Source organism: uncultured Sphingomonas sp. (genome assembly GCF_964237335.1).
Classification (GTDB): domain Bacteria; phylum Pseudomonadota; class Alphaproteobacteria; order Sphingomonadales; family Sphingomonadaceae; genus Sphingomonas.
This window is the reverse complement of sequence record NZ_CAXSHM010000029.1, coordinates 1-22,390: the sequence shown is the minus strand read 5'-3', so window position 1 is coordinate 22,390 and position 22,390 is coordinate 1. Positions and strand designations below refer to the sequence as shown.

Genomic DNA, 22,390 nt, shown 5'->3' with positions numbered 1-22,390 from the left:
GATGGCCCGAACAGGGGAGACGAGCGCATGCGGGTGGCACGATGGATCGCGTTGGGGTTGCTGGCGGCGACGGCGCTGGGGACGCCGATGCCGAAACCCGCGTTTGCGCAAGCGGCGCCGGCAGGCGGCTGGGCGGGCTTTCGCGACGGCTTCATCGAGGAGTGGTTCCGGCTCGATCCGTCGAACGCCGTCTATCAGGGCCGGCACGATTTCGACGGCCAGTTGCCCGATTGGAGCGAGGCGGGACTGGCCCGACAGGCCGTCTATCTCAAGGCGACGCTCGCCCGAGCCCGGGCCTTTCCGGTCGCCGGGATGAACGCACAGGATCGGTTCGAGCGCGACTATCTCATCAAGGTCGTCGAAGGTAAGCTGTTCTGGCTGACCGACGCGGACCAGCCGCATCTGAACCCCGCCTATTACGTCGGCGGCGGGCTCGATCCCAACGTGTACATCGCGCGGACCTATGCGCCGCCTGCCGTCCGGATGAAGGCGGTGATCGCGATGTTCCGCAACGTGCCCGCCGCAGCGAGCAACATCCGCGCGAACCTGAAGACGCCGATGCCGGTCAGCTTCATCGATTACGGCGTCGCCGGCTTCGGTGGGTTCGCGGACTTCTATGGGACGGACGCGAAGAAGGCGTTCGCCAGCGTCAAGGACCCCGCTCTCAACGCGCAGTTTGACCAGGCGGCGGCCAGCGCCTCCGCGGCGATGCGCAGCCTGGCGGATTGGCTGAAGACGCAGAAGCCGAGTGCGACGCCGCAAGGCTATGCGCTGAGTGCGGAGCGTTTCTCCCGCATGCTGGCGGCGACCGAGGACGTGTCGATCCCGCTCGACCGGCTGGAGGCGGTCGGCCGCGCGGACCTGAAGCGCAACCAGGATGCGCTCGCCGCCGCCTGCGCCAGCTTCGCGCCCGGCGCGACGATCGCCGCCTGCACGCAGAAGATGGGCGAGCACAAGATGGCCGGCGGCCCGGTCGCGGCGGCGCGCACGATGGTGCCGCGGCTGCGCGCCTTCGTCGTCAGCCACGACATCGTTTCCATCCCCGGCACGGAAGCGGCGCTGGTGGAGGAGAGCCCGCCCTACAACCGGCAGAACGCCGCCTACATCGATCCGCCCGGGCCGTTCGATAAGGGCGTGCCGTCGGTATACTACATCTCGCCGCCCGATCCCGCCTGGGACAAGGCGACGCAGGACGCATTCGTGCCCGGCTATGGCACCTTGCTGTTCACCACGGTGCATGAGGTGATGCCGGGGCATTTCGTTCAGTTCCTGCACGCGAACCGCTCGCCGTCGACGTTCGGACGGCTGTTCGTCGGCTATGCCTATGCGGAGGGCTGGGCGCATTATTCCGAACAGATGATGTACGATGCCGGCCTCGACGATCATTCGGCGGAGACGCATGTCGGGCAGTTGTCGGAGGCGCTGCTTCGCGACTGCCGGTTCCTGTCTGCGATCGGCCTTCATGCGCGCGGCATGACGACCGATCAGTCGCGGCGGCTGTTCGTGGAGCAATGCTATCAGGACGAGGGCACGGCGCGCCAGCAGGCCGCGCGCGGCACCTATGATCCCGCCTACCTCAGCTACACGATGGGCAAGCTGATGATCCTGAAGCTGCGCGAGGACTGGACGGCCACGCGGGGCGGTCGCACGGGGTGGAAGGCGTTCCACGACACGTTCCTGGGCTTCGGCGGCCCGCCGATCCCGCTCGTGCGCCAGGCGATGATGGGAGAGCCAGGGGCGCGGGCGGTGTTCTGAGCTACCTATCGTCACCCCGGGCTTGACCCGGGGTGACGCTTCTTCACCGCCGTCGAAGGCAGCGGGACCCCGGCTCAAGGCCGGGGTGACGGAGTAGGTTCCTACCGCGTCTGCCGCAGCGTCGGCACGTCGTCGCTCATCTCCGTTGTCCCCGGGTTGCGGAGCGAGGGGCGCAGGCGGGCGAGGCTGCACACGCCCGCCACCGCCGCCAGTCCGGCCGCCACCAGCGGCGGCGCGTGTCCCGCGCCGATCCCGATCGCCAGCAGCAGCGCGACCGTCGTCGCCCCGGTCGTCTGCCCCAGCAGCCGGACGGTCGACACGAGCCCACCCGCAGCCGCCGCCCGCTCGCGCGGGGCCGAGCCGATGATGAGCCGCGCGTTGGGCGGCAGGAAAGTGCCGAACCCCGATCCGCACAGCGCCATCCGCCACGCGATGCTCCAATAACCCGCGTCCGCGGGCAGGAAGGCGAGCAGCAGCAGCGCGCAGACCGACACGGCCATGCCAATGCCGCCCAGCACCCCCGCCGGGATCCGGTCCGACAGCCAGCCCGCGAGCGGCGCGACGATCATGTTGGTGAGCGGCCACGGCGCGATCGCGGCACCGACCAGCGCGGGGCTCAGGTGGAACTGCTGCGTCAGCCGGAACGGCGTCGAGATCAGCAGCACCTGGCTGGCGATGAACGCCGCATAGGCGCCGATCACCGACAGGGCGACCACGGGCCGCTCCAGCAGGTCGACGGGCAGGATCGGATTGGGCGTCCGCCGCTCCCGCCGCACGTAATAACTGCCCACCAACAGCCCGAGCAGCACGATCGCCGCCGACACGACCGGGCTGTCGCCATGCACCGCGCTCTCCAGCCCGCCGATCACCAGCCCGAACATCGCGGCGCACAGCACCGCGCCCACCACGTCGAAGCGCTGATCGCGCGGCGACGGGTTCGGCAATGCGCGGCCGAGCAGCAGCGAGGCGATGGCGAAGGGGATCGCGCTGGCGAACACCCACGGCCAGGGCGCGACGCCCAGGATCACGCCGCCCAGCGTCGGCGCCGCGGCCGCCGAGCTCGCCACGATCACCGAGTTGACGCCGAGGCCGCGGCCGAGCTGCCTGGCGGGATAGGTCTGCCGGATCAGCGCCGCCGCGACGCCCAGTGTCCCCGCCGCGCCGATCGCCTGCGCCGCCCGCACCACCAGCAGGAACGGCAGGCTCTTGGCGAAGAAGCACAACAATGTCGCGATCGTGAAGATCGTCTGCCCGAGCTGATACATCCGCTTCAACCCGATCCGCTCGCCCAGCCCCGCAAAAGGCAGCATCAGCATGACGAGTGTCAGCTGATAGATGGTCACGATGGACACGACCGCGCTCGACTCGACGTGCAGGTCGTGCGCGATCGTCGGCAGCGCGACGTTGGCGACGCCGCCGTCGATGATGACCAGCGCGGTACCGAAGGACAGGGCAGCGATCGCGAGGTAACGCCGGGGCAGGGGCAGGCCGTCGAGGCCCCCCGTCGGGAAAGGAGAAAGTGCCATTGCGGCGAGCGCTTCTGCCCGTCACACTGATGCGTCAAGTCAGTTGGAGGACGATATGCGGATGATGGCCAGGCTCCTGTCGGGATCGATCGTCGCCGGGATGCTTGCGGCCGCGCCCGCGCTCGCGCAGACGCGGCCTATGTCGACCACGCCCTCCACTGCATCCGCGACCAGCAATGATCCTTACCTCTGGCTGGAGGACAAGGACGGCGCGCGGTCGCTCGCCTGGGTCGAGCAGGAGAACGCCAGATCGCTGCCGCGCCTTCAAGGCGATACGCGCTACGCGACCTTCTACCAGGAGGCGCTGGCGATCGCGTCGGCCAAGGACCGCATTCCAGCGCCCGAGCTCAGCTATGGCCGCGTGCTCAACTTCTGGCGCGACGCGGACCACCCGCACGGCCTGTGGCGCTGGACGACCGAGGCCGACTACGCGACCGCCGCTCCGCATTGGACGACGCTGATCGATCTCGATGCGCTCGGCAAGGCGGAAGGCAAAACGTGGGTGTGGAAAGGCAGCACCTGCCTCAAGCCCGAGGAGCGGCTGTGCCTCGTCGCGCTGTCCGAAGGCGGCGAGGATGCGGTGACGTATCGCGAGTTCGACTTGGAGACCGGCCAGTTCGTCGCCAACGGCTTCCTGCTGCCCAAGTCGAAGCAGGACGCGACTTGGATCGACAAGGACACGCTGCTCGTCAGCCGCGACTGGGGGGCCGGCACCACCACCCAGTCGGGCTACCCGTTCGTCGTCAAGGAAGTGAAGCGCGGAGCACCGCTCGATCAGGCCCGCGAGGTGTATCGCGGCGCGCCGACCGATCAGGTGTCGACGGGGAGCTACGTGCTGATCGATGCCGAGGGCCACCGCGCGGTGTTCATCCGGCGCGGCGTGACGTTCTTCACGTCCGAAACGTATCTGATGGGCGCAAAAGGGCTGACGAAGCTCGACATCCCGGCCCGCACCATGCCGACCGGGCTGATCGACGGGCAGTTGATCTTTTCGACGGACGATCCCTGGGGCGCGGTGCCGGCGGGCGCGATCGCGTCGGCGCCGCTCGCCCAGGTAGAGCGTGGAATCATCAAGCCGACGGTGATCTTCGCGCCCGGCCCGCGCCAATCGGTCGAGCAAGCCGCGCTGACCAAGGATCACGCGCTGCTGGTCGTGTCCGACAACGTGCGGGGGCGCGCGTTCGTCTACACCCACGGTGCGTTGGGGTGGAGCCACCGCCCGCTCGACCTGCCCGACAATGCGACGATCGGCGTCGCTGCCGCCACGGATCGCAGCGACCATGCGTATCTGTCCGTGACCGGCTTCCTGACGCCGACGAGTCTGTACGCGCTCGATGCGTCGGCCGGCGCGCCGCATATCATCAAGACGCTGCCCGCGAAGTTCGACGCGTCCGGCCTCGTCGTCGAGCAATATGAGGCCGCCTCGTCCGACGGGACGAAGATCCCCTATTTCGTCGTCCACCGCCACGATGTCCCGCTCGACGGCACGACCCCGACGATCATGACCGCTTATGGTGGTTTCCAGGTATCGATGACGCCGACCTACTCCGGCAGCACCGGCAAGCTGTGGCTGGAGCGCGGCGGCAGTTTCGTGCTCGCGAACATCCGGGGTGGCGGCGAGTTCGGCCCCGCCTGGCACGACGCCGGCCGCAAGACCAAGCGCCAGATCATCTACGACGATTTCGCCGCGGTCGCGAAGGACCTGGAGACGCGCAAGCTGACCAGCCCCGCCAAGCTCGGCATCTACGGCGGCTCCAACGGCGGTCTGCTGATGGGCGTCGAGTTCAACCAGCACCAGGATCTGTGGAGCGCGGTGGTGATCCAGGTCCCGCTGCTTGACATGATCCGCTACGAACATATCGCCGCGGGCGCGTCGTGGGTCGATGAATATGGCAGCGCGTCGATCCCGGCGGAGCGTGCGTTCCTCGAGACGATCTCGCCCTACCAGAACCTGCGCAAAGGGGTGTCCTATCCCGAGCCGTTCATCTGGACGACGACCAAGGACGATCGCGTCGGGCCACAGCATGCGCGCAAGTTCGCCGCGCGGATGCAGGAGTACGGCCTGCCCTATCTGTTCTACGAGGATACCGCCGGCGGCCATTCCGGCGATGCGGACATCGCGCAGGGCGCGCGCATCCAGGCGCTGCAGATGACGTATTTCGCGCAGAAGCTGATCGGTCCGGACAAGGCCGCGGTGACCGCCGCACGGTAGAACCGCCGTCTAAGCACCCTGCCGGACAACGCTTCGGCCGTCGCATCGGAGCTCTTGGTCACGTCGCCATTGCCCGGCCGGAACGCGCATGGCAGACACCGCCGCCATGGCCCAACAGGCAGTGTTCTTCGATGCGTCCGGCCGGCGGCGGCGGCGGTTTCGGCTGGCGATCATCGCCTTCATCGGGCTGATCCTACTCGCGCTGGCGATCTTCGTCGTCTCGATCGGCGTGGTGCCGCGGGCGCCGTTGCTGCCGATCCAGTCCGAGCGCTCGACCTCGCGCGCGCTCCCGCCGCCTCGTGACGGGTTCCTCGGGCGTACCCGGCTCGGGATCAGTTATTATGCCAAGCGCCTGCTCGGCGCGACGCCGGCGGCGTCGGCGGCAAAGAACGCGCCGCTCGCCATCGCCTTCCATGTTCCTTGGGATCCCAACAGCGCCGCATCGCTCCAGCGGCACCTCGACCAGCTCGACTGGGTAATCCCGGGCTGGGTCTCCGTGTCGGGGTCCGACCATCACATCAGCGTGTTCCGCGACACTGCTGGCCGGGCCGTCCTCAACGGCGCCGTGCGCCGGCCGCTGGTGCTGCCGATGGTGCAGAACGCGCTGGCCGGGAACTGGGACGGCAAGGGCATTGCGGCGATGATGCATGATCCGGTCGCGAGCGACGCGTTCCTCGACCGGCTGGTGCCGTGGCTCGGGCAGAATGGCGGCGCGGGCGCGTTCTTCGATTTCGAGGAGCTGCCGCCCACCGCGCACGACGATTACCGACGTTTCCTGACGGAGGCGCATCGGCGCTTCGCTCCGCACGGCTGGATCGTCGCCATCGCCGCGCCGGTGGGCAATGAGGAATGGGACCTGCCCGCCTATGCGCGGATCGTCGATCGCCTTTTCCTGATGAGCTACGACGAGCATGAACTGTCGGGCGAGGCCGGACCGATCGCTTCGCAACGATGGTTCGCGCAGTCCGTGGCCAATGCGGCGCGGGGCATTCCCGCCGCCAAGCTGGTCGTGTGCCTAGGCAATTACGGATACGACTGGCACGACGGCTCGGGCGACCCGATCACGGTGGAAGAGGCGTGGCAGGTCGCCAAGGAGTCCGACGCCGTCCCTGCGTTCGACCGGTCGAGCGGCAACAGCGTCTTCGCCTATCAGGACGGCAAAAGCCGGCACATGATCTGGCTGCTCGACGCCGCCTCCGCCTACAACCAGCTCCATTTCCTTCAAGCGGCCGGCGTCAACGCGGTCGCGCTGTGGCGGCTGGGGTCCGAGGACCCTGGCGTGTGGTCGATCTTTGGTCGCGACCACCGCCCGCTACCGCCGGCCACGACGATCCAGACGATCCCGACCGGCACCAACACCGACATCGAGGGGCCGGGCGAGATACTGAAGATCGCCGGCGAGCCCGTGCAGGGGCTCCGCGCGGTGGCGACCGCGGCGGACGGCAGCCTGACCGACGTGCGCTTCCAGCGCTTGCCGCGGCCGTACGAGGTGGACCGTACCGGCTTCAAGCCGGGCATGGTCGCGCTGACGTTCGATGACGGGCCCGATGCCGAGTGGACGCCCAAGATCCTCGATATCCTCAAGCGCGAGCATGTGCCGGCCACCTTCTTCATGGTCGGCGAGAACGCGCTCACCAATCGCGGCCTGCTCCAGCGCGAGGTGGCCGAGGGCCATGAGGTGGGCAGCCACACCTATACGCACCCCAATCTCGCCGACGCCTCGACGCGGGAAGTCGCCTTCGAGCTCAACACCAACCAGCGATTGTTCCAGGCGTTCACCGGCCGCTCGCTGCGGCTGTTCCGTGCGCCCTATTTCGGCGACGCCGAGCCCACGACCGCCGACGAAATCGGTCCTGCGTTGATGGCGCAGAACCGCGGCTATCTGTCGGTTGGGCTGCACGTCGATCCGGGCGACTGGAAGCGGCCGGGCACGCAGGCGATCATCGATGAGGCGGTCGCGGGCGTCACCGCCAGTAGCGCGCCCGACTCCCCCGGCGGTGACCCGTATAGCCACAACATCGTCCTGCTGCACGACGCGGGCGGCAACCGCGAGCAGACCATCGAGGCGCTGCCGGTCATCATCGATCGGCTGCGGGCGCTGGGCTACCGGTTCGTCCCCGTTTCGACGCTGGCGGGACTGACGCGGGACCAGTCGATGCCGGTCATCTCGCCGAGCGACCGGCTGGCCGCGCAGACCGACCTCGCCCTGTTCTCCACGCTGGGGGCGGCCGTCATCGCGCTGCGCTGGCTGTTCGTGTTCGCGATCAGCGTCGGCATCCTGCGCGCGATCACGCTGTCGGCGCTCGCGCTGATCCAGGCACGGCGCGAGAACGAGGAGGTGTTTCCGCCCATCGACCCCGACCGCTCGGTCGCGGTGCTGATACCCGCCTTCAACGAGGAGCGGGTGATCGAGCGCGCGATTCGCGGCGTGCTCGCCTCCACCGACGTCCGGATCGAAGTAGTCGTGATCGACGACGGGTCGAAGGATGCGACCAGCGATGTCGTCCGGCAGGCGTTCGGCGACGATCCGCGCGTGCGATTGCTGACGCTGGAGAATGGCGGCAAGGCGCGCGCGCTCAACCAGGGGCTCGCGCTCGTCACTGCGCCGGTCGTCATCGCGCTGGATGCCGACACCCAGTTCGAGCCCGCGACGATCGCACGGCTGGCGCGCTGGTTCGACGATCCCGTGCTGGGCGCGGTGGCCGGCAATGCCAAGGTCGGCAACCGCGTCAACCTCATCACCCGGTGGCAGGCGCTGGAATACATCACCGCGCAGAACCTGGAGCGGCGTGCGCTCACCCGGCTGGGCGCGATGACGGTGGTGCCCGGCGCGGTCGGCGCCTGGCGGCTGGACGCAATCCGCAGCGTCGGCGGCTACCCCGATGATACGCTGGCCGAGGATCAGGACCTGACGATCGCGATCCAGCGCGCCGGCTGGCATGTCCGCTACGACCAGTTCGCGGTCGCCTGGACGGAGGCGCCCGAGACGTTCCGCGGGCTCGCCAAGCAGCGCTTCCGCTGGGCCTATGGCACGCTGCAATGCCTGTACAAGCACCGCGGCATCATCGGCTTCGGCCGGCCACGCGGGCTCGCGGTCGTGGGCCTGCCGCAGGCGATCCTGTTCCAGATCGTGCTGGCGACGATCTCCCCGATCATCGACCTCGCGCTGATCCTGTCGTTCATCTTCACCTATCTGGCGATCGAGGCGCATGGCTGGGCGCAGAATACCGGCAGCCTCGAGAAGATGCTCGCCTTCTGGCTGGTGTTCACCGCGATCGACGTGCTGGCGGCGACAATCGCCTTTGCGCTGGAACGGCGGGAGCGGTGGCGGCTGCTGTGGCTGCTGGTGCCGCAGCGGATCGGCTATCGGCAGGTGATGTACTATGTCGTCATCAAGGCGATCGCCCAGGCATTGCGGGGCCCGCAGGTCGGCTGGGGCAAGCTGCAGCGCAGCGGGCGCGTGACCGATCGTGCGGCGGCGACGACGCGCTGATCGCTGGCATGCAGGCGGCGCCGCTGTATAGTCGCGCCCCATGACGACCATGGCCTTCGCATCATCCAGACGATGGTTGATCTGCTGTGTCGCGCTGTTGGGCGGCGCGGATGTGTCGGCCGCATCCGTGCCGCCTTCCGCGCCGGTCGTCCTCGCGGCGGCCAGCCTGCAGGAGTCGATGACCGCCGCCGCGGATGCCTGGGCGGCGCGCGGCCATCCACGCCCCGTCGTCTCCTTCGCCGCCTCGTCCGCGCTCGCGCGGCAGGCGGAGGCGGGCGCACCGGCCGATCTGTTCGCCTCCGCCGACGAGCAATGGATGGACGAGCTTCAGGCTCATGGCCTCCTCGCCGCCGGGACGCGGCGCGATCTGCTTGGTAACCGGCTGGTGGTGGTCGCGCCGGCAGGCAGCACCGTCCGGCTCGGCAGCAGGCGAGGGGCCGCGCTCGCGGCGATGCTCGATCGGGGTCCGCTGGCGATGGCGGACCCGGCCGCGGTGCCCGCGGGCATCTACGGCAAGGCCGCGCTGGAGCATCTGGGCGCCTGGGCCGCCGTCGCGCCGCACGTCGTGAAGGCGGACAGCGTGCGGGGCGCACTCGCGCTGGTGGAGCGTGGCGCCGCACCGTTCGGCATCGTCTATGCGACAGACGCGATGGCATCGAAGGCTGTACGGATCGTCGGCGCGTTCCCCGAGGCCAGCCACGCGCCGATCCGCTATCCGCTCGCGCGGCTCGCCCGTTCCGCGAATGGCGAGGCGGAAGGCCTCCGCCGCTTCCTGATGTCGGGAGCGGGAAAGGCGATATTCCGCCGCTACGGCTTCACCACGCCGTGAGCCGCTCACCGCGTCGATGCTGACTCCCGACGAGTGGGCGATCATCCGCCTGTCGCTGCTGGTGGGCGGCGTCGCGGTAATGGGGGCGCTGCCGGTCGCGTTCTCGCTCGCCTGGATGCTCGCGCGATGGCGCTTTGCGGGCCGGTGGCTGCTCGACGGCATCGTCCACTTGCCGCTGGTGGTGCCCCCCGTAGTGACCGGCTGGCTGCTGCTGCTCGCCTTCGCGCCGGCCGGTCCGATCGGGGGGCTTCTCCAGCGCTTGTTCGGCGTTTCCGTGCTGTTCCGCTGGACAGGCGCGGCGATCGCGGCCGGCGTCATGGCGCTGCCGCTGATGGTGCGTGCGATCCGGCTGTCGATCGAGGGCGTCGATCGCCGGCTGGAGCAGGCCGCGGCGACGCTGGGCGCGGGGCGGTGGCGCGTGTTCCGCACGATCACGCTACCGTTGGCGGCTCCCGGCGTGCTGGCCGGGCTGGTGCTGGGCTTCGCGCGCGGACTGGGGGAGTTCGGCGCGACGATCACGTTCGTGTCGGACGTGCCCGGGCAGACGGAAACCCTGCCGCTGGCCATCTACTCGGCGCTCCAGCGGCCGGGCGGTGACGCGATGGTATGGCGATTGGCGGCGATATCGGTCGCAATCAGCCTCGTCGCACTGATCGCCTCGGAGGCGCTGGCGCGCCGGATGGGGCGGGGGACGCATGTCCTCTGACCCGGCGTTCGACGTCGACGTGACCTTGCGCCGAGGCGACCGCGTGCTGGGCACCGCGTTCAAGGCAGGCGAGGGCGCAACCATCCTGTTCGGGCCGTCCGGCGCGGGCAAGACCAGCATCCTGATGATGATCGCCGGCCTGCTGCGCCCCGATCGCGGTCATGTCCGGGTCGGCGGGCGATCATTGTTCGAGGCCGAGAAGAAGGTGAACGTGCGACCGCATCGTCGGCGCGCGGGTGTCGTATTCCAGGATGTGCGACTGTTCCCGCATCTGACCGTGGGCGGGAACCTGCGCTATGGAACGCCGCGCGGAGCCGATCCAGTGCCGACGGCGACGATGCTCGACATCGGCCATCTTCTCGACCGCTGGCCGCGGGCGCTGTCGGGTGGCGAAGCGCGCCGTGTCGCGATCGCTCGCGCGCTGCTGAGCGATCCTGCCTTCCTGCTCCTCGACGAACCAACCGCCAGTCTCGACGGCACCCGCCGGGAAGACGTGCTCCGCACGATCGAGCGTCTCCGTGATGAGCGTCGCCTGCCGATCCTGATGGTGACGCACGACCGCGCCGAAGCCGAGCGGATCGGCACGGTCGTCGCGGTCTGACGGCTCACCAGTTGCCGTTGCCGCCGTCGTCGTAGCCGCCATCGTCGTTATAGTTGTTGATGACGACGTTCTCCTCGGACCCGCCCATGAAGCCCTGGCCGCCGCCGAGGAAGCCGCCGCCGCCGCCGCCATGGCCGCCGAACAGCCCCGACAGGCCGTTAAACAGCATCTCGCCGCCCGCCACGCCCGCCGCCGTGGTACCCGCGCTCCGCAGGAAGCTGCCGAGGCCGCCGCCGCCCGAGAAGATGCCGGGCCGCTGCTCGACCGGTGGCGGCGCATAGCTGGTGTCGTTGTTGGGCGCGCCCCACGGCGTGCCGGACTGCGGCAGGAAGCGGGTCGACGGCACGCCGGCTGCGGAGGAGGCGGCGCGCGTCGCATCCTCCAATTGCGCGATCCGCGCCTGCGCGGCGTGGAGCGACTGGTCCGCGACGATCGCGTGCTGGACGAGCGCATAGGCCGCATCCGGGTTGGCCGCGAGCGCGTCGCGGATCATGCCGTCGGCTTCCGCGTCCTTCGCCATGCCGCGCGCGGCCGACAGATCGCGGAGGAACGAGAAAAGAAGGCTGCGTTCGTCAGGGGTCATCGAGTCGGCTCCGCAAGAGGGTCGCCGACGAAGATTGGGATGCGGGAGCGGGCGTCAACCGGTGGCCGCCGCCCGTGACGCTGATTTCACCCGATCGAGCGCGGACGCGAAAAGGGCGACCCGTCACCGGATCGCCCTGTCGTCTAGGACCGTGGCGGACATCATGGAGTAAATCCATGAAGTCGAACGAAGGCGTGAACGCCTCCGCCGGCCGGCGCCGCGAGTCTTGGAATAGCGCAAGCTATTCCAAGCGCGCTTAGCGCTTGGAGAACTGGAAGCTGCGGCGGGCCTTGGCGCGGCCGTACTTCTTGCGCTCCACCACGCGGCTGTCGCGTGTCAGGAACCCGGCGGCCTTCACAGGCGCGCGCAGGATCGGCTCGTACTTGGTGATCGCCTGGCTGATGCCGTGCTTCACCGCGCCGGCCTGGCCCGACAGGCCGCCACCCTTGACCGTGCAGATCACGTCATACTGACCGGTCCGCTCGGTGATTCCGAACACCTGGTTGATGACGAGGCGCAGCGTCGGCCGGGCGAAATACGTCTCCTGATCGCGGCCGTTCACCGTGATCTTGCCGCTGCCCGGCTTCAGCCACACGCGGGCGACCGCATCCTTGCGGCGGCCGGTGGCATAGGCGCGGCCCTGCTTGTCGAGTTCCTGCTCGCGCAGCGGCGCGCGCTGAACGGGGGCTTCGACGTCGCCGGCCATATAGGCGTCGGCGGAGGCGTCGGACTGGGCGACCGCCGCATCGCGCTGCTGGTTGAGCGCGGCACCAAGATCGGAAAGGGACTGGCGATTGTCGGTCATTACGCGCCCACCTTGTTCTTGCGGTTCATGCCCGCGATGTCGAGGACCTGAGGGCTCTGCGCCTCGTGCGCATGCTCGGTGCCCTTAAAGATGCGAAGGTTGCGCATCTGCTGCCGGCCGAGCGGGCCGCGCGGGATCATCCGCTCGACGGCCTTTTCCAGCACACGCTCCGGGAAGCGACCGTCGAGCAGCTTCGCCGCCGTCACTTCCTTGATGCCGCCGGCATAGCCGGTGTGCTTGTAATAGACCTTCTTCTGCGCCTTGTTGGACGTGAAGCGGATCTTGTCGGCATTGATGACGACGACGTTGTCGCCGCAATCGACATGGGGCGTAAAGCTGGTCTTGTGCTTGCCGCGCAGCACGTTGGCGATGATCGATGCGGCGCGACCGACGACCAGGCCGTCGGCGTCGACGATATGCCACTTCTTCTCCACCTCGTGCGGCTTGGCCGCCTTGGTGGTCTTCATGAGCGCCTTCATGGGCGTTGGACCTCGTACTGGAATGCAGGACGCCGCCCCCGGACGGGAGCGGCGCTTGCCCTGCGAATGGTGGAAGGACCGTCGAAAGTCAAGCAAACCGGCGCTTTCGCCGCGGGTACTATAGTACCGATACCCTGCGACCCCTTACTCAGGGCGTGCGACGACCGATCGCGTGCGCGGCCGCGACGGCGGCGATCACCAGCAGCGCGGCGTTGGCCTGGTGCGCGACCGCGATCGGGATCGCGACGCCCGACATCAGCGTCGATATGCCGAGCGCGATCTGCAGGCAGACGAGCAGTACGACGGCTTGGGCCGGCCGCGCCGCGCCGAGCCGGAACGCGCGGAACGCCAGCCAGCCGAGCCCGGCCGCGACGGCGAAGGCGAGCCAGCGGTGGATGAACTGCACGACGATCGGATTGTCGACCGCATTGTGCCACGCCGGCGCGAGCATCGGCACACCATCGGGGAACAGCCGGTCCCCCATCAGCGGCCAGCTCGAGAAGGCATAACCGGCGCGGAGCCCGGCGGTGAACGCGCCGTACGCGAGCTGGAGGAACAGCAGCGCGATCACGCCGGCGGCACCCCAGCGTAGCCGCGCCGGCGCCGAGATCGGCCCCCGCGACAGCGTCGCCAGATCGAGCGCGGTCCAGATCGTGCCCGCCAGCGTGATCATCGCCAACAGCAGGTGGGTCGCGAGCCGCAGGTGGCTGACCTCCGTCCGCTCCTGCAGCCCCGACGACACCATCCACCAGCCCGCCGCCGCCTGCAGCGCGAGCAACGCCACGAGCGCTGACAGCCTCAGGCCGTAGCTGGCCGGGATGCGACGACGCACCGCGAACCAGATCAGCGGCACAAGCGTGGCCATCACCACAACGCGGGCGAGCAGCCGGTGCGCATATTCCCAGAAGAAGATCGCCTTGAACCCGGCCAGCGTCATGCCGGCATTGAGCTGCGCAAATTGCGGGATACGCCGGTAATTGGCGAACTCCGCCTGCCATTGCGCCCCTGTGATCGGCGGGATCGCGCCGGTCAGCGGTTGCCACGTCGTCATCGACAATCCCGACTCGGTCAGGCGGGTGATGCCGCCCACGACGACCATCGCGACGATGAGCGCCGCGACGATGTAGAGCCACCGCGCGAGCAGTGCCGGACGCGCGGTGGTGACGAAGCTGCGAGTTGCCTGGAGCATGAGCCTATCTACGCGCTCGGGGGCGGGATTCCAAGGAACGGCGCTACCTCAAACGACAGGTCTTCGGACAGTCGCGGCGAGGGCGGGACGATCGTACCAATCGACACCGGGTTTCGGAGGCGTTAAGCGCCGCCGATGGCCGATCTCCCCGCAACGCCGCTGCTCGACACGGTTACCGTTCCCGCCGACCTCCGCCGGTTGGAGCCCGAGCAGCTCCGCCAGCTCGCGGACGAACTGCGCCAGGAGGTGATCTCCGCCGTCGGCACCACCGGCGGCCACCTCGGCTCGGGCCTGGGCGTCGTCGAGCTGACGACCGCGATCCACTATGTCTTCAACACGCCCGAGGACCGGCTGGTGTGGGACGTCGGTCACCAATGCTATCCGCACAAGATCCTCACCGGACGGCGCGACCGCATCCGCACGCTGCGCCAGGGTGGCGGCCTGTCGGGCTTCACCAAGCGGAGCGAGAGCGAGTACGATCCGTTCGGCGCGGCGCACTCGTCGACGTCGATCTCGGCGGCGCTGGGCTTCGCGATCGCCGCCAAGCTCGCCGACAAGCCCGGCAAGGGCATCGCGGTGATCGGCGACGGCGCGATGAGCGCCGGCATGGCCTATGAGGCGATGAACAACGCCGAGCAGGCAGGCAATCGCCTGGTCGTGATCCTGAACGACAACGACATGTCGATCGCGCCGCCGGTGGGCGGCCTGTCGGCGTATCTGTCGCGCATCGTGTCCAGCCGCGAGTTCCTGGGGCTGCGCGAGATGCTCAAGCGGATCGCCAAGAAACTGCCCCGCCCGTTCGCGGACGCCGCTCGCAAGACCGACGAGTTCGCCCGCGGCATGACGATGGGCGGCACGCTGTTCGAGGAGCTAGGCTTCTATTACGTCGGCCCGATCGACGGCCACAATCTCGATCATCTGATCCCGGTGCTGGAGAACGTGCGCGACGCGGCGGAAGGTCCCATCCTCGTCCATGTCGTGACCAAGAAGGGCAAGGGGTACGCCCCGGCCGAGGCGGCGGCCGACAAGTACCATGGCGTCCAGAAGTTCGACGTCGTCACCGGCACGCAGACCAAGGCGCCGCCGGGGCCGCCGCAATATCAGAACGTGTTCGGCGCCGCGCTGGCGAAGGAGGCGGAGACCGACCCCCGCATCTGCGCGATCACCGCGGCGATGCCGTCGGGCACCGGGCTGGACGCGTTCGCCAAGGCCTATCCCGACCGGTTCTTCGACACGGGGATCGCCGAGCAGCACGCCGTCACCTTCGCCGCCGGGCTCGCGGCGCAGGGGATGCGGCCGTTCTGCGCGATCTATTCGACGTTCCTCCAGCGCGCCTATGATCAGGTGGTGCACGACGTCGCGATCCAGAACCTGCCCGTTCGCTTCGCGATCGACCGCGCCGGGCTGGTCGGCGCGGATGGCGCAACCCATGCCGGGTCGTTCGACGTGACCTATCTGGCGACGCTCCCCAACTTCGTCGTGATGGCCGCCGCCGACGAGGCCGAGCTCGTCCATATGACGCACACCTGCGTGGTGCATGATTCGGGCCCGATCGCGGTTCGCTATCCGCGCGGCAACGGCACCGGCGTCGCGCTGCCAGAGGTACCCGAGACGCTGGAGATCGGCCGTGGCCGGGTCGTGCGCGAGGGCAAGAAGGTTGCGATCCTGTCGCTCGGCACGAGGCTGGCCGAAGCGCTGAAGGCCGCGGAGCAGCTCGAAGCGCGGGGGCTTAGCACGACCGTCGCGGACCTGCGCTTCGCGAAGCCGCTGGACGAGGCGCTGATCCGCCGCCTGCTGACCAGCCATGAGGTGGCGGTGACGATCGAGGAAGGCTCGATCGGCGGCCTGGGCGCCCATGTCCTGACACTGGCGAGCGACGAAGGGCTGATCGACGGCGGCCTGAAACTGCGCACGATGCGCCTGCCCGATACGTTCCAGGACCAGGATGCACCCGACAAGCAGTACGCCGAGGCGGGGCTGGACGCCGCGCATATCGTCGACACGGTACTTACCGCCCTGCGCCACAACAGCACGGGCGTGACCGAGGGCGCGCGGGCGTGAACGTTCATCGCCCGGATCTGCTGCGTCTGATCGAAGCATTGCGCGTCGAATATGATGCGGCACCTCGTGGCGAGAAGATGACGACGCTACACCTGTTCGGAATCGTGCATGCCGAGCAGTTGGCGGTTTTGGACAGTGCCGAATTGGAAGCGGTCGCTCTTGCAGCGGGTTCGCTTAGTTTCGCGACCGAGTTGCGAAAAATGGTCAAGCTGGCCCGGTTCGTCGTGCCCAAATCTGCATCTAATGCCGATACGCCGCTTTCTGATGCTTTTCTGCGAGTCGCGCGACCGCTTCCGGCTGGGTATCGGTTCGACCGAGAAGATGCCAACGCGCGGTGACGGCGTTCTTTGACACGAACGTGCTCGTATACGCAGTCGGCACGAATGATAAGGGACGAATAGCGCGCGACCTGCTGGATGTCGGTGGCTTGGTGAGTGTTCAGTGCCTGAACGAGTTTACCAACGTTGTACTGCGCAAGATCAAACTGACTTGGCCTGAGGCGTTGCCGCTCCTAGCCGACATTCGTCGCCGCTGTGGTCCAGTGGTGCCGCTTACGGAGACGATATACATTGATGGGCTTCGCATCGCGCAGATATACAAGATAGGCCTGTACGACAGCATGATTGTCGCTGCCGCTCTCGCAGGCAGTGCTGATATCCTCTACTCCGAGGACATGCACCACGGCCTCGTCGTCGACGGCCGACTGACCATCATCAACCCTTTCCGTGCCTAAACACCGCATCGATCAACTCCTAGTCGAGCGTGGCCTCGCCGAGTCGCGCAATCGGGCGCAGGCGCTCGTGATGGCGGGGCTGGTCTTCGTCGGGACGCGCAAGCTCGCCAAGCCCGGCGAGCAGGTCGCTGGGGACGCCGTGATCGACGTGCGCGGGCGCGATCATCCCTGGGTGTCCCGGGGCGGGATCAAGCTCGCGCACGGGCTCGACCATTTCGGCTGGGACGTGGCCGACGCGGTGGCGATCGATGTCGGCTCCTCGACCGGCGGCTTCACCGACGTGCTGCTCCAGCGCGGCGCGGCGCGTGTCCATGCGGTGGACAGCGGCACGAACCAGCTCGCCTGGTCGTTGCGCCAGGACGCGCGCGTCGTCGTCCACGAACGGACCAGCGCGCGCATCCTGACGGCCGAGCACATCCCCGAGCCCGTCGACCTGATCGTCTGCGATGCGAGCTTCATCGGCCTCGCCAAGGTATTGGAGCGGCCGCTTTCCTTCGCAGCGGCGGATGCCCGCGCAATGGTGCTCGTGAAGCCCCAGTTCGAGGCGGGGCGGGCGGAGGTCGGCAAGGGCGGGGTGGTACGCGATCCCGCCGTCCACGCCCGCGTCTGCGACGCCGCGCAAGCCTGGTTCGAGGGTCAGGGCTGGCACGTCGAGGGCATCGAGCAAAGCCCGATCACCGGCCCGGAGGGCAATGTCGAGTTCCTGCTGGCGGCATCGCGCCAGCCCGCCTGAACGCGCGATCCGGATCGCACCCGGAACGGTTGCACGATATCCGCCGTTTACGGGGCGGTCCTGACCCGTCAGGGACGGTCGGCAAGCCAAGGAACCCCCGTGTGAGCGCCATCGCATCCAGACGCCAGTTGCACATGTCGCTCCTGCGCTGGGCGTGCGTGACGGTGCCGCTGCTGCTGCTGCTCGGCTTCCTGTCGGGGCGCAGCGTACCGGCGGGCGATGGGAACGGCTGGTATGCCGCGCTCGCCAAGCCGGCCGGGACGCCGCCGGGCTGGCTGTTCCCCGTCGCCTGGAGCCTGCTCTACATCCTGATGGGGATCGCCGTTGCGATCGTGCTGAACGCGCGCGGTGCGCGCGGGCGGGGTGTGGCCGTGCTCGTCTTCGCCGTCCAGTTCGTGCTCAACCTCGCCTGGACGCCGCTATTCTTCGGGGCGCATCGGGTGACGGCGGCAGCGGGGCTGATCGCGGCGATGCTGGTCGGCGCACTGATCGCCACCGTCCTGTTCGGTCGCATCCGGACCGTGGCGGCATGGCTGATGGTGCCATACCTGGCCTGGCTCTGCTACGCCGGCGCGCTCACCTGGGGGATCGGCCGCTTGAACCCGGACGCGGAGAGGCTTGCGTCCCCTGCCGCAAGCACCCAAGTCATCGGTTGACGTTCCCCCTTCGCGCGAGAGACCGATGCAGTCCCAGAACCAGATGTTCGACGATTTGGTGAAGATCATCAACGGCGCGGCCGGGACGATCGCCGGCATGGGCCGCGAGGCTCAGGCGGGCGCGCGGGATCGGGCCAAGGAATGGTTCGGCGGGCTGGATTTCGTCAGCCGCGACGAGTTCGAGGCGGTGAAGGCAATGGCCGCCGCAGCCCGCGACGAAGCCGATGTGCTGCGCACGCGGCTCGATGCGCTGGAAGCGTCGACGGCGCACTCGCCTGCCGCGTCGCCCACCACGCCGCCGGACACCGCTGGCCAGCCCGAACTCTCGCCGGCTGCGGCGCCGCTGCTCAGTCCGGCGCCGACGATCGACGAGGTCGATGGCTGATCCCGCCGTTCGTGTCTCACTTCGCCGGACGGCGACGTCGCCATTGCCGACAAGGCGTCGGGTGCGCCAGGATGGCGCGGCGGTGATGGGAGAAGGCGCGTGATGCTCGACGAATCGGACGAAAGCCACGAACCCGCCGCGCCCGTCGACATGCTGGAGGCCTATTACGCCGCCCACGGCTGGACGCACGAGCGGCACGACGACGAGATCGTCGCGCAGGTAAAGGGAAGCTGGACCGAGTACGAGTTGCGCGCGCTGTGGCGCGACGACGACAGCGTGCTCCAGTTCCTCGCCTTTCCCGACATCAAGGTGCCCGATGACCGTCGCGCCGCCATGTACGAGACGCTGGGGCTGGTGAACGAGCAGATGTGGCTCGGGCATTTCGAGCTTTGGTCGTCGAGCGGCATCCTCCTCTATCGCCACGCCGCGATGATCGACGGCGAGGAGGAGGGAACGCTGTCGCTCGCCGCGACCGAGCTGCTGGTCGAGACCGCGATCGACGAGTGCGAGCGCTTCTACCCGGTGTTCCAGTTCGTGCTGTGGGGCGGCAAGACCCCCAAGGAGGCGATCGCGGCGGCGATGGTCGAGACCCACGGCGAGGCTTGATCCGGTGGCGAGGCAAGACTCGCCCGCCTCTTTGTGGCTGGTCGGGTGCGGCAACATGGGCGGGGCGATGCTGCGCCGCTGGACGGCGGCCGGACTGGCGGCCGAGGCGGTGACGGTGATCGACCCGGGCACGCCGGCGGTGCCACCGGGCGTGACCTTGCTCGCCGCCCCGCCGCGCGATGCGGCGCCGGAGGTGATCGTCCTGGCGGTCAAGCCGCAGCAGCTTGACGCCGTCGCGCCGATGCTCGCCGAAGTGCGTACGCCGCTGCTGATGTCGATCCTGGCCGGCGTGGACGAGGTGGCGTTGTCGATCCGGTTCCCTCTGGCGGCGACGATCGTGCGGGCGATGCCCAACCTTCCGGTCGCGATCGGCGCGGGGGTGACGGCGCTTCACTCGGCGATGGCCAACGACCGGGCGCGGGCGACGGCTGCGGCTCTGGCCGCACCGCTGGGCCATGTCGAGTGGATCGTGGACGAGTCGCTGTTCGATGCGGTCACCGCGCTGTCGGGCTGCGGTCCGGGCTTCGTGTTCCGGTTCATCGACGCGCTCGCGGCGGCCGGCGTGGCGCTCGGTCTGCCCGCGGATCGGGCGGCTCGGCTCGCGCGCGCGACCGTCGCGGGGTCGGCGCAGATGGCGATGGAGGCTGACGAGAGCCCTGCCACCCTCGCCGATCGGGTCGCGAGTCCCGGCGGGTCGACGCGCGAGGGGTTGAACGTCCTCGACCGTGACGATGCGTTGCGGACCCTCCTGACCGACACGCTGGCGGCGGCGGCGCGGCGCAACGGCGAGCTCGCCGCCGCCGCCGCGATGCGCGCCTAAGCCCGCAGCGCGTCGACCTGCGCGCGTTCCGCCTCCGGGATCAGCCCTTCGAGCACCGCCCAGAACCCCGTCACCGCATGCTGACCGGCGCGCGCATAGGCGGCGCTCATCCGCTGGCGAACCGCGTCGAACAGGTCATGCTCCAGCGCCGAGCCCACCGCCGTCAGCCGGAGCAGCCGCTGACGCCGATCACGCTCGCCGGGGCGCGTTTCCACCAGACCCCGCTCGCTCAGGTCGTTGAGCACCCGGCCCAGCGACTGTTTGGTGATCGCCAGCAGCGCCAACAGCTCGCTGACGGTCATGTCGGGCTTCTGCGCGATGAAATACAGCGCGCGGTGGTGGGCGCGGCCAAGCCCCTGGTCCGCAAGCCCCTGGTCGATCGACCGCGTGAGATGGCTATGCCCGAAATACAGCAGCTCCATGCCACGGCGAAGCTCCGCGTCGCGAAGGAAGAGGGGCGAGGCGGTGGGCCCGGGGCCGGTCGGTGCTAGGGCAGCCATGTTGACCGGCTTTGCCATCGGCCCTAGGCCGCCGCAACCCCGATCCACTAGATGCCGCCGCCGGCGGATCAGCCCTGTCTGGAGCCCGCTGCCGATGGCCGACGCCGCGCCCGCCTCATACCCGGTCTTCGCGTTCGAGCCGCACGCGAGCCCCGTCCTGGCGTCCGAGCGCGACGCGCGGCTGGTGGAGCCCGGCTTCGGGCAGGTGTTCACCGACCACATGGCGGTGGTCCATTATTCCACCGAACGCGGTTGGCACGAGCCCGCGATCCGCGCGCGCGCGCCGCTGTCGATGGACCCGGCGTCCGCGGTACTCCATTACGCGCAGGAGATCTTCGAAGGGCTGAAGGCTTATCGGCTCGGTGACGGCGGCGTCGCGCTGTTCCGTGCGGACGCTAATGCCCGGCGGTTTCGGGATAGCGCCAGACGTCTGGCTATGCCCGAACTGCCGGAGGAACTGTTCCTGGAATCCTGCCGTTCGCTCGTGCGGACGGACGCGGACTGGATCCCGCCCGGCCCCGACGGCGCGCTGTACCTCCGACCGTTCGCGATCGCGAGCGAGGCGTTCCTGGGCGTCAAGCCGGCGACCGAGTATCTCTACATGGTGATCGCCTCATCGGTCGGACCCTATTGGAAGAAGGGCGCGGCGCCGGCGATCTCGATCTGGGTGTCGGAGACCTACACGCGTGCCGCTGCCGGCGGGACGGGGGCGGCCAAGTGTGGCGGCAACTATGCCGCGAGTCTCGCCGCGCAGGCGGAGGCGATCCGCCACGGCTGCGACCAGGTCGCCTTCCTCGACGCGGCCGAGCGTCGCTGGGTGGAGGAACTGGGCGGCATGAACATCTTCTTCGTGTTCGAGGACGGCTCGCTGCTCACCCCGCCGCTGACGGGCACGATACTGCCCGGCATCACGCGCGCTTCGCTGATCGCGCTGGCCCGCGACCAAGGGCTGACAGTGCGCGAGGAGCCGTACTCGTTCGACCAGTGGCGCGTAGACGCGGCAAGCGGCCGGCTGCGCGAGGTGTTCGCCTGCGGCACCGCCGCGGTCGTCACCCCGATCGGGACGGTCAAGGCGGCGGGGGGCGAGTTCCAGATCGGCGGCGGCGGCCCCGGGCAGGTGACGGAGCGGCTGCGGGCTTCGCTCGTCGCGGTTCAACGCGGCGCGGCGCCCGATCCGCATGGCTGGCTCGAACGGATCGCCTGATCCCCTTCCCAAGCCGGGCAAGGTGGCTATAAGCGCCGCTTCCCGCACGGTGGGGCGTCGCCAAGTGGTAAGGCAGCGGCTTTTGGTGCCGCCATCCGCAGGTTCGAATCCTGCCGCCCCAGCCAGTGCGGGAACCAGCGTGGCGATGGCGGCGAGCAGGGCGGCGATGAGATTGATGGACTGCGCCTGCCAGCCCGTCATACCGGCTCAAGACAAGCCCGCCTGATCATGCCTGCACTCACAGTCGCTTGACGGGACTGAGTCAACGACAGCACACGCGGCTATGACCTTTTCCCTTCACGCCGCGATCATACCCTCCCAGCTACAGATCCTGCGTGCCTGTGCCGGCCTGATCGATAAGGCCGAAGCGTTCTGCCTCGAGCGCGACCTATCGCCGGATACTCTAGTCCAGGCGCGCCTTGCCGAAGACATGCTGCCCTTCGCGTATCAGGTAAAGTCGAGTAATTACTCACCCCCCCCGGTTGTGGGCGGGACGTCAGACGGCGAGGGTAGC

At 68.8% G+C, this 22,390-nt stretch carries 22 protein-coding genes and 1 tRNA gene; 17 read left to right on the top strand and 6 right to left on the bottom strand.

Annotated elements, in window-relative coordinates; all coding sequences use genetic code 11:
* The first annotated feature begins 27 nt into the window (after window positions 1–27).
* Window positions 28–1,755: a DUF885 domain-containing protein gene (locus ACFE65_RS13430; RefSeq protein WP_375382873.1), complete on the top strand. Its 1,728-nt coding sequence runs from the start codon at window positions 28–30 to the stop codon at window positions 1,753–1,755.
* Window positions 1,756–1,856: 101 nt separating this feature from the next.
* On the opposite strand, the gene ACFE65_RS13425 is transcribed toward ACFE65_RS13430, so the two are convergent.
* Window positions 1,857–3,281 (bottom strand): MFS transporter, encoded by a 1,425-nt coding sequence (locus ACFE65_RS13425; protein WP_375382872.1) that lies wholly within the window; start codon window positions 3,279–3,281, stop codon window positions 1,857–1,859.
* Window positions 3,282–3,336: 55 nt separating this feature from the next.
* Here ACFE65_RS13425 and ACFE65_RS13420 point away from each other — a divergent pair, with 55 nt between their 5' ends.
* From ACFE65_RS13420 to ACFE65_RS13400, 5 genes are all read left to right on the top strand, one after another.
* Window positions 3,337–5,493 carry a prolyl oligopeptidase family protein gene (locus ACFE65_RS13420; protein WP_375382871.1) on the top strand — a complete coding sequence of 719 codons (2,157 nt, stop codon included), beginning with the start codon at window positions 3,337–3,339 and terminating at the stop codon, window positions 5,491–5,493.
* 106 nt (window positions 5,494–5,599) lie between these two features.
* Window positions 5,600–8,986: a polysaccharide deacetylase family protein gene (locus ACFE65_RS13415; RefSeq protein WP_375382893.1), complete on the top strand. Its 3,387-nt coding sequence runs from the start codon at window positions 5,600–5,602 to the stop codon at window positions 8,984–8,986.
* Window positions 8,987–9,035: 49 nt separating this feature from the next.
* Window positions 9,036–9,815, top strand: a complete 780-nt coding sequence (modA, locus tag ACFE65_RS13410) for a molybdate ABC transporter substrate-binding protein (RefSeq protein ID WP_375382892.1) — start codon at window positions 9,036–9,038, stop codon at window positions 9,813–9,815.
* Between the two features lie 16 nt (window positions 9,816–9,831).
* Window positions 9,832–10,521 carry a molybdate ABC transporter permease subunit gene (modB, locus tag ACFE65_RS13405; protein WP_375382870.1) on the top strand — a complete coding sequence of 230 codons (690 nt, stop codon included), beginning with the start codon at window positions 9,832–9,834 and terminating at the stop codon, window positions 10,519–10,521.
* Window positions 10,511–11,122, top strand: coding sequence for an ATP-binding cassette domain-containing protein (locus ACFE65_RS13400; protein WP_375382869.1), 612 nt, complete (start codon window positions 10,511–10,513; stop codon window positions 11,120–11,122). The genes modB and ACFE65_RS13400 overlap by 11 nt, the downstream gene beginning before the upstream one ends.
* 4 nt (window positions 11,123–11,126) lie before the next feature.
* Here the strand turns inward: ACFE65_RS13400 and ACFE65_RS13395 are convergent, their stop codons facing one another.
* From ACFE65_RS13395 to ACFE65_RS13380, 4 genes are all read right to left on the bottom strand, one after another.
* Window positions 11,127–11,705 (bottom strand): DUF2076 domain-containing protein, encoded by a 579-nt coding sequence (locus ACFE65_RS13395; protein ID WP_375382868.1) that lies wholly within the window; start codon window positions 11,703–11,705, stop codon window positions 11,127–11,129.
* Window positions 11,706–11,961: 256 nt separating this feature from the next.
* Window positions 11,962–12,510 carry a 30S ribosomal protein S9 gene (gene rpsI, locus ACFE65_RS13390; RefSeq protein WP_375382867.1) on the bottom strand — a complete coding sequence of 183 codons (549 nt, stop codon included), beginning with the start codon at window positions 12,508–12,510 and terminating at the stop codon, window positions 11,962–11,964.
* Window positions 12,510–12,989 carry a 50S ribosomal protein L13 gene (gene rplM, locus ACFE65_RS13385; protein WP_375382866.1) on the bottom strand — a complete coding sequence of 160 codons (480 nt, stop codon included), beginning with the start codon at window positions 12,987–12,989 and terminating at the stop codon, window positions 12,510–12,512. Before rplM ends, rpsI begins: the two co-directional genes overlap by 1 nt.
* A 148-nt stretch (window positions 12,990–13,137) precedes the next feature.
* Window positions 13,138–14,178, bottom strand: a complete 1,041-nt coding sequence (locus ACFE65_RS13380) for a COX15/CtaA family protein (protein WP_375382865.1) — start codon at window positions 14,176–14,178, stop codon at window positions 13,138–13,140.
* 135 nt (window positions 14,179–14,313) lie between these two features.
* Between ACFE65_RS13380 and dxs the strand changes: the two genes are divergently transcribed.
* The 8 genes from dxs (at window position 14,314) to proC (ending at window position 20,172) form a co-directional block, all read left to right on the top strand.
* Entirely contained in the window at window positions 14,314–16,239 is a 1,926-nt protein-coding gene (gene dxs, locus ACFE65_RS13375; protein WP_375382864.1) for a 1-deoxy-D-xylulose-5-phosphate synthase, read from the top strand.
* Window positions 16,236–16,577 (top strand): hypothetical protein, encoded by a 342-nt coding sequence (locus ACFE65_RS13370; protein ID WP_375382863.1) that lies wholly within the window; start codon window positions 16,236–16,238, stop codon window positions 16,575–16,577. The genes dxs and ACFE65_RS13370 overlap by 4 nt, the downstream gene beginning before the upstream one ends.
* Entirely contained in the window at window positions 16,574–16,972 is a 399-nt protein-coding gene (locus ACFE65_RS13365; RefSeq protein ID WP_375382862.1) for a PIN domain-containing protein, read from the top strand. Before ACFE65_RS13370 ends, ACFE65_RS13365 begins: the two co-directional genes overlap by 4 nt.
* Window positions 16,965–17,705 (top strand): TlyA family RNA methyltransferase, encoded by a 741-nt coding sequence (locus ACFE65_RS13360; protein WP_375382861.1) that lies wholly within the window; start codon window positions 16,965–16,967, stop codon window positions 17,703–17,705. Before ACFE65_RS13365 ends, ACFE65_RS13360 begins: the two co-directional genes overlap by 8 nt.
* A 101-nt stretch (window positions 17,706–17,806) precedes the next feature.
* On the top strand, window positions 17,807–18,361 hold the full coding sequence (locus ACFE65_RS13355) for a TspO/MBR family protein (protein ID WP_375382860.1): 555 nt from the start codon (window positions 17,807–17,809) through the stop codon (window positions 18,359–18,361).
* Between the two features lie 25 nt (window positions 18,362–18,386).
* On the top strand, window positions 18,387–18,746 hold the full coding sequence (locus ACFE65_RS13350) for an accessory factor UbiK family protein (protein WP_375382859.1): 360 nt from the start codon (window positions 18,387–18,389) through the stop codon (window positions 18,744–18,746).
* Window positions 18,747–18,848: 102 nt separating this feature from the next.
* Window positions 18,849–19,352: a YbjN domain-containing protein gene (locus ACFE65_RS13345; RefSeq protein WP_375382891.1), complete on the top strand. Its 504-nt coding sequence runs from the start codon at window positions 18,849–18,851 to the stop codon at window positions 19,350–19,352.
* A 31-nt stretch (window positions 19,353–19,383) separates the two neighbouring features.
* On the top strand, window positions 19,384–20,172 hold the full coding sequence (proC, locus tag ACFE65_RS13340) for a pyrroline-5-carboxylate reductase (protein WP_375382858.1): 789 nt from the start codon (window positions 19,384–19,386) through the stop codon (window positions 20,170–20,172).
* Here proC and ACFE65_RS13335 read toward each other — a convergent pair.
* Complete coding sequence (locus ACFE65_RS13335) at window positions 20,169–20,672, bottom strand: MarR family transcriptional regulator (RefSeq protein WP_375382857.1); 504 nt, start codon at window positions 20,670–20,672, stop codon at window positions 20,169–20,171. The two genes, proC and ACFE65_RS13335, sit on opposite strands and share 4 nt — an antisense overlap.
* 94 nt (window positions 20,673–20,766) lie before the next feature.
* Here ACFE65_RS13335 and ACFE65_RS13330 point away from each other — a divergent pair, with 94 nt between their 5' ends.
* The 3 genes from ACFE65_RS13330 to ACFE65_RS13320 all read left to right on the top strand — a co-directional run.
* Window positions 20,767–21,876, top strand: a complete 1,110-nt coding sequence (locus ACFE65_RS13330) for a branched-chain amino acid aminotransferase (protein WP_375382856.1) — start codon at window positions 20,767–20,769, stop codon at window positions 21,874–21,876.
* A 50-nt stretch (window positions 21,877–21,926) separates the two neighbouring features.
* Window positions 21,927–22,001, top strand: a tRNA-Gln gene (locus tag ACFE65_RS13325).
* 158 nt (window positions 22,002–22,159) lie between these two features.
* On the top strand, window positions 22,160–22,390 hold a 231-nt coding region (locus ACFE65_RS13320), incomplete at its 3' end, for a DUF1993 family protein (RefSeq protein WP_375382855.1).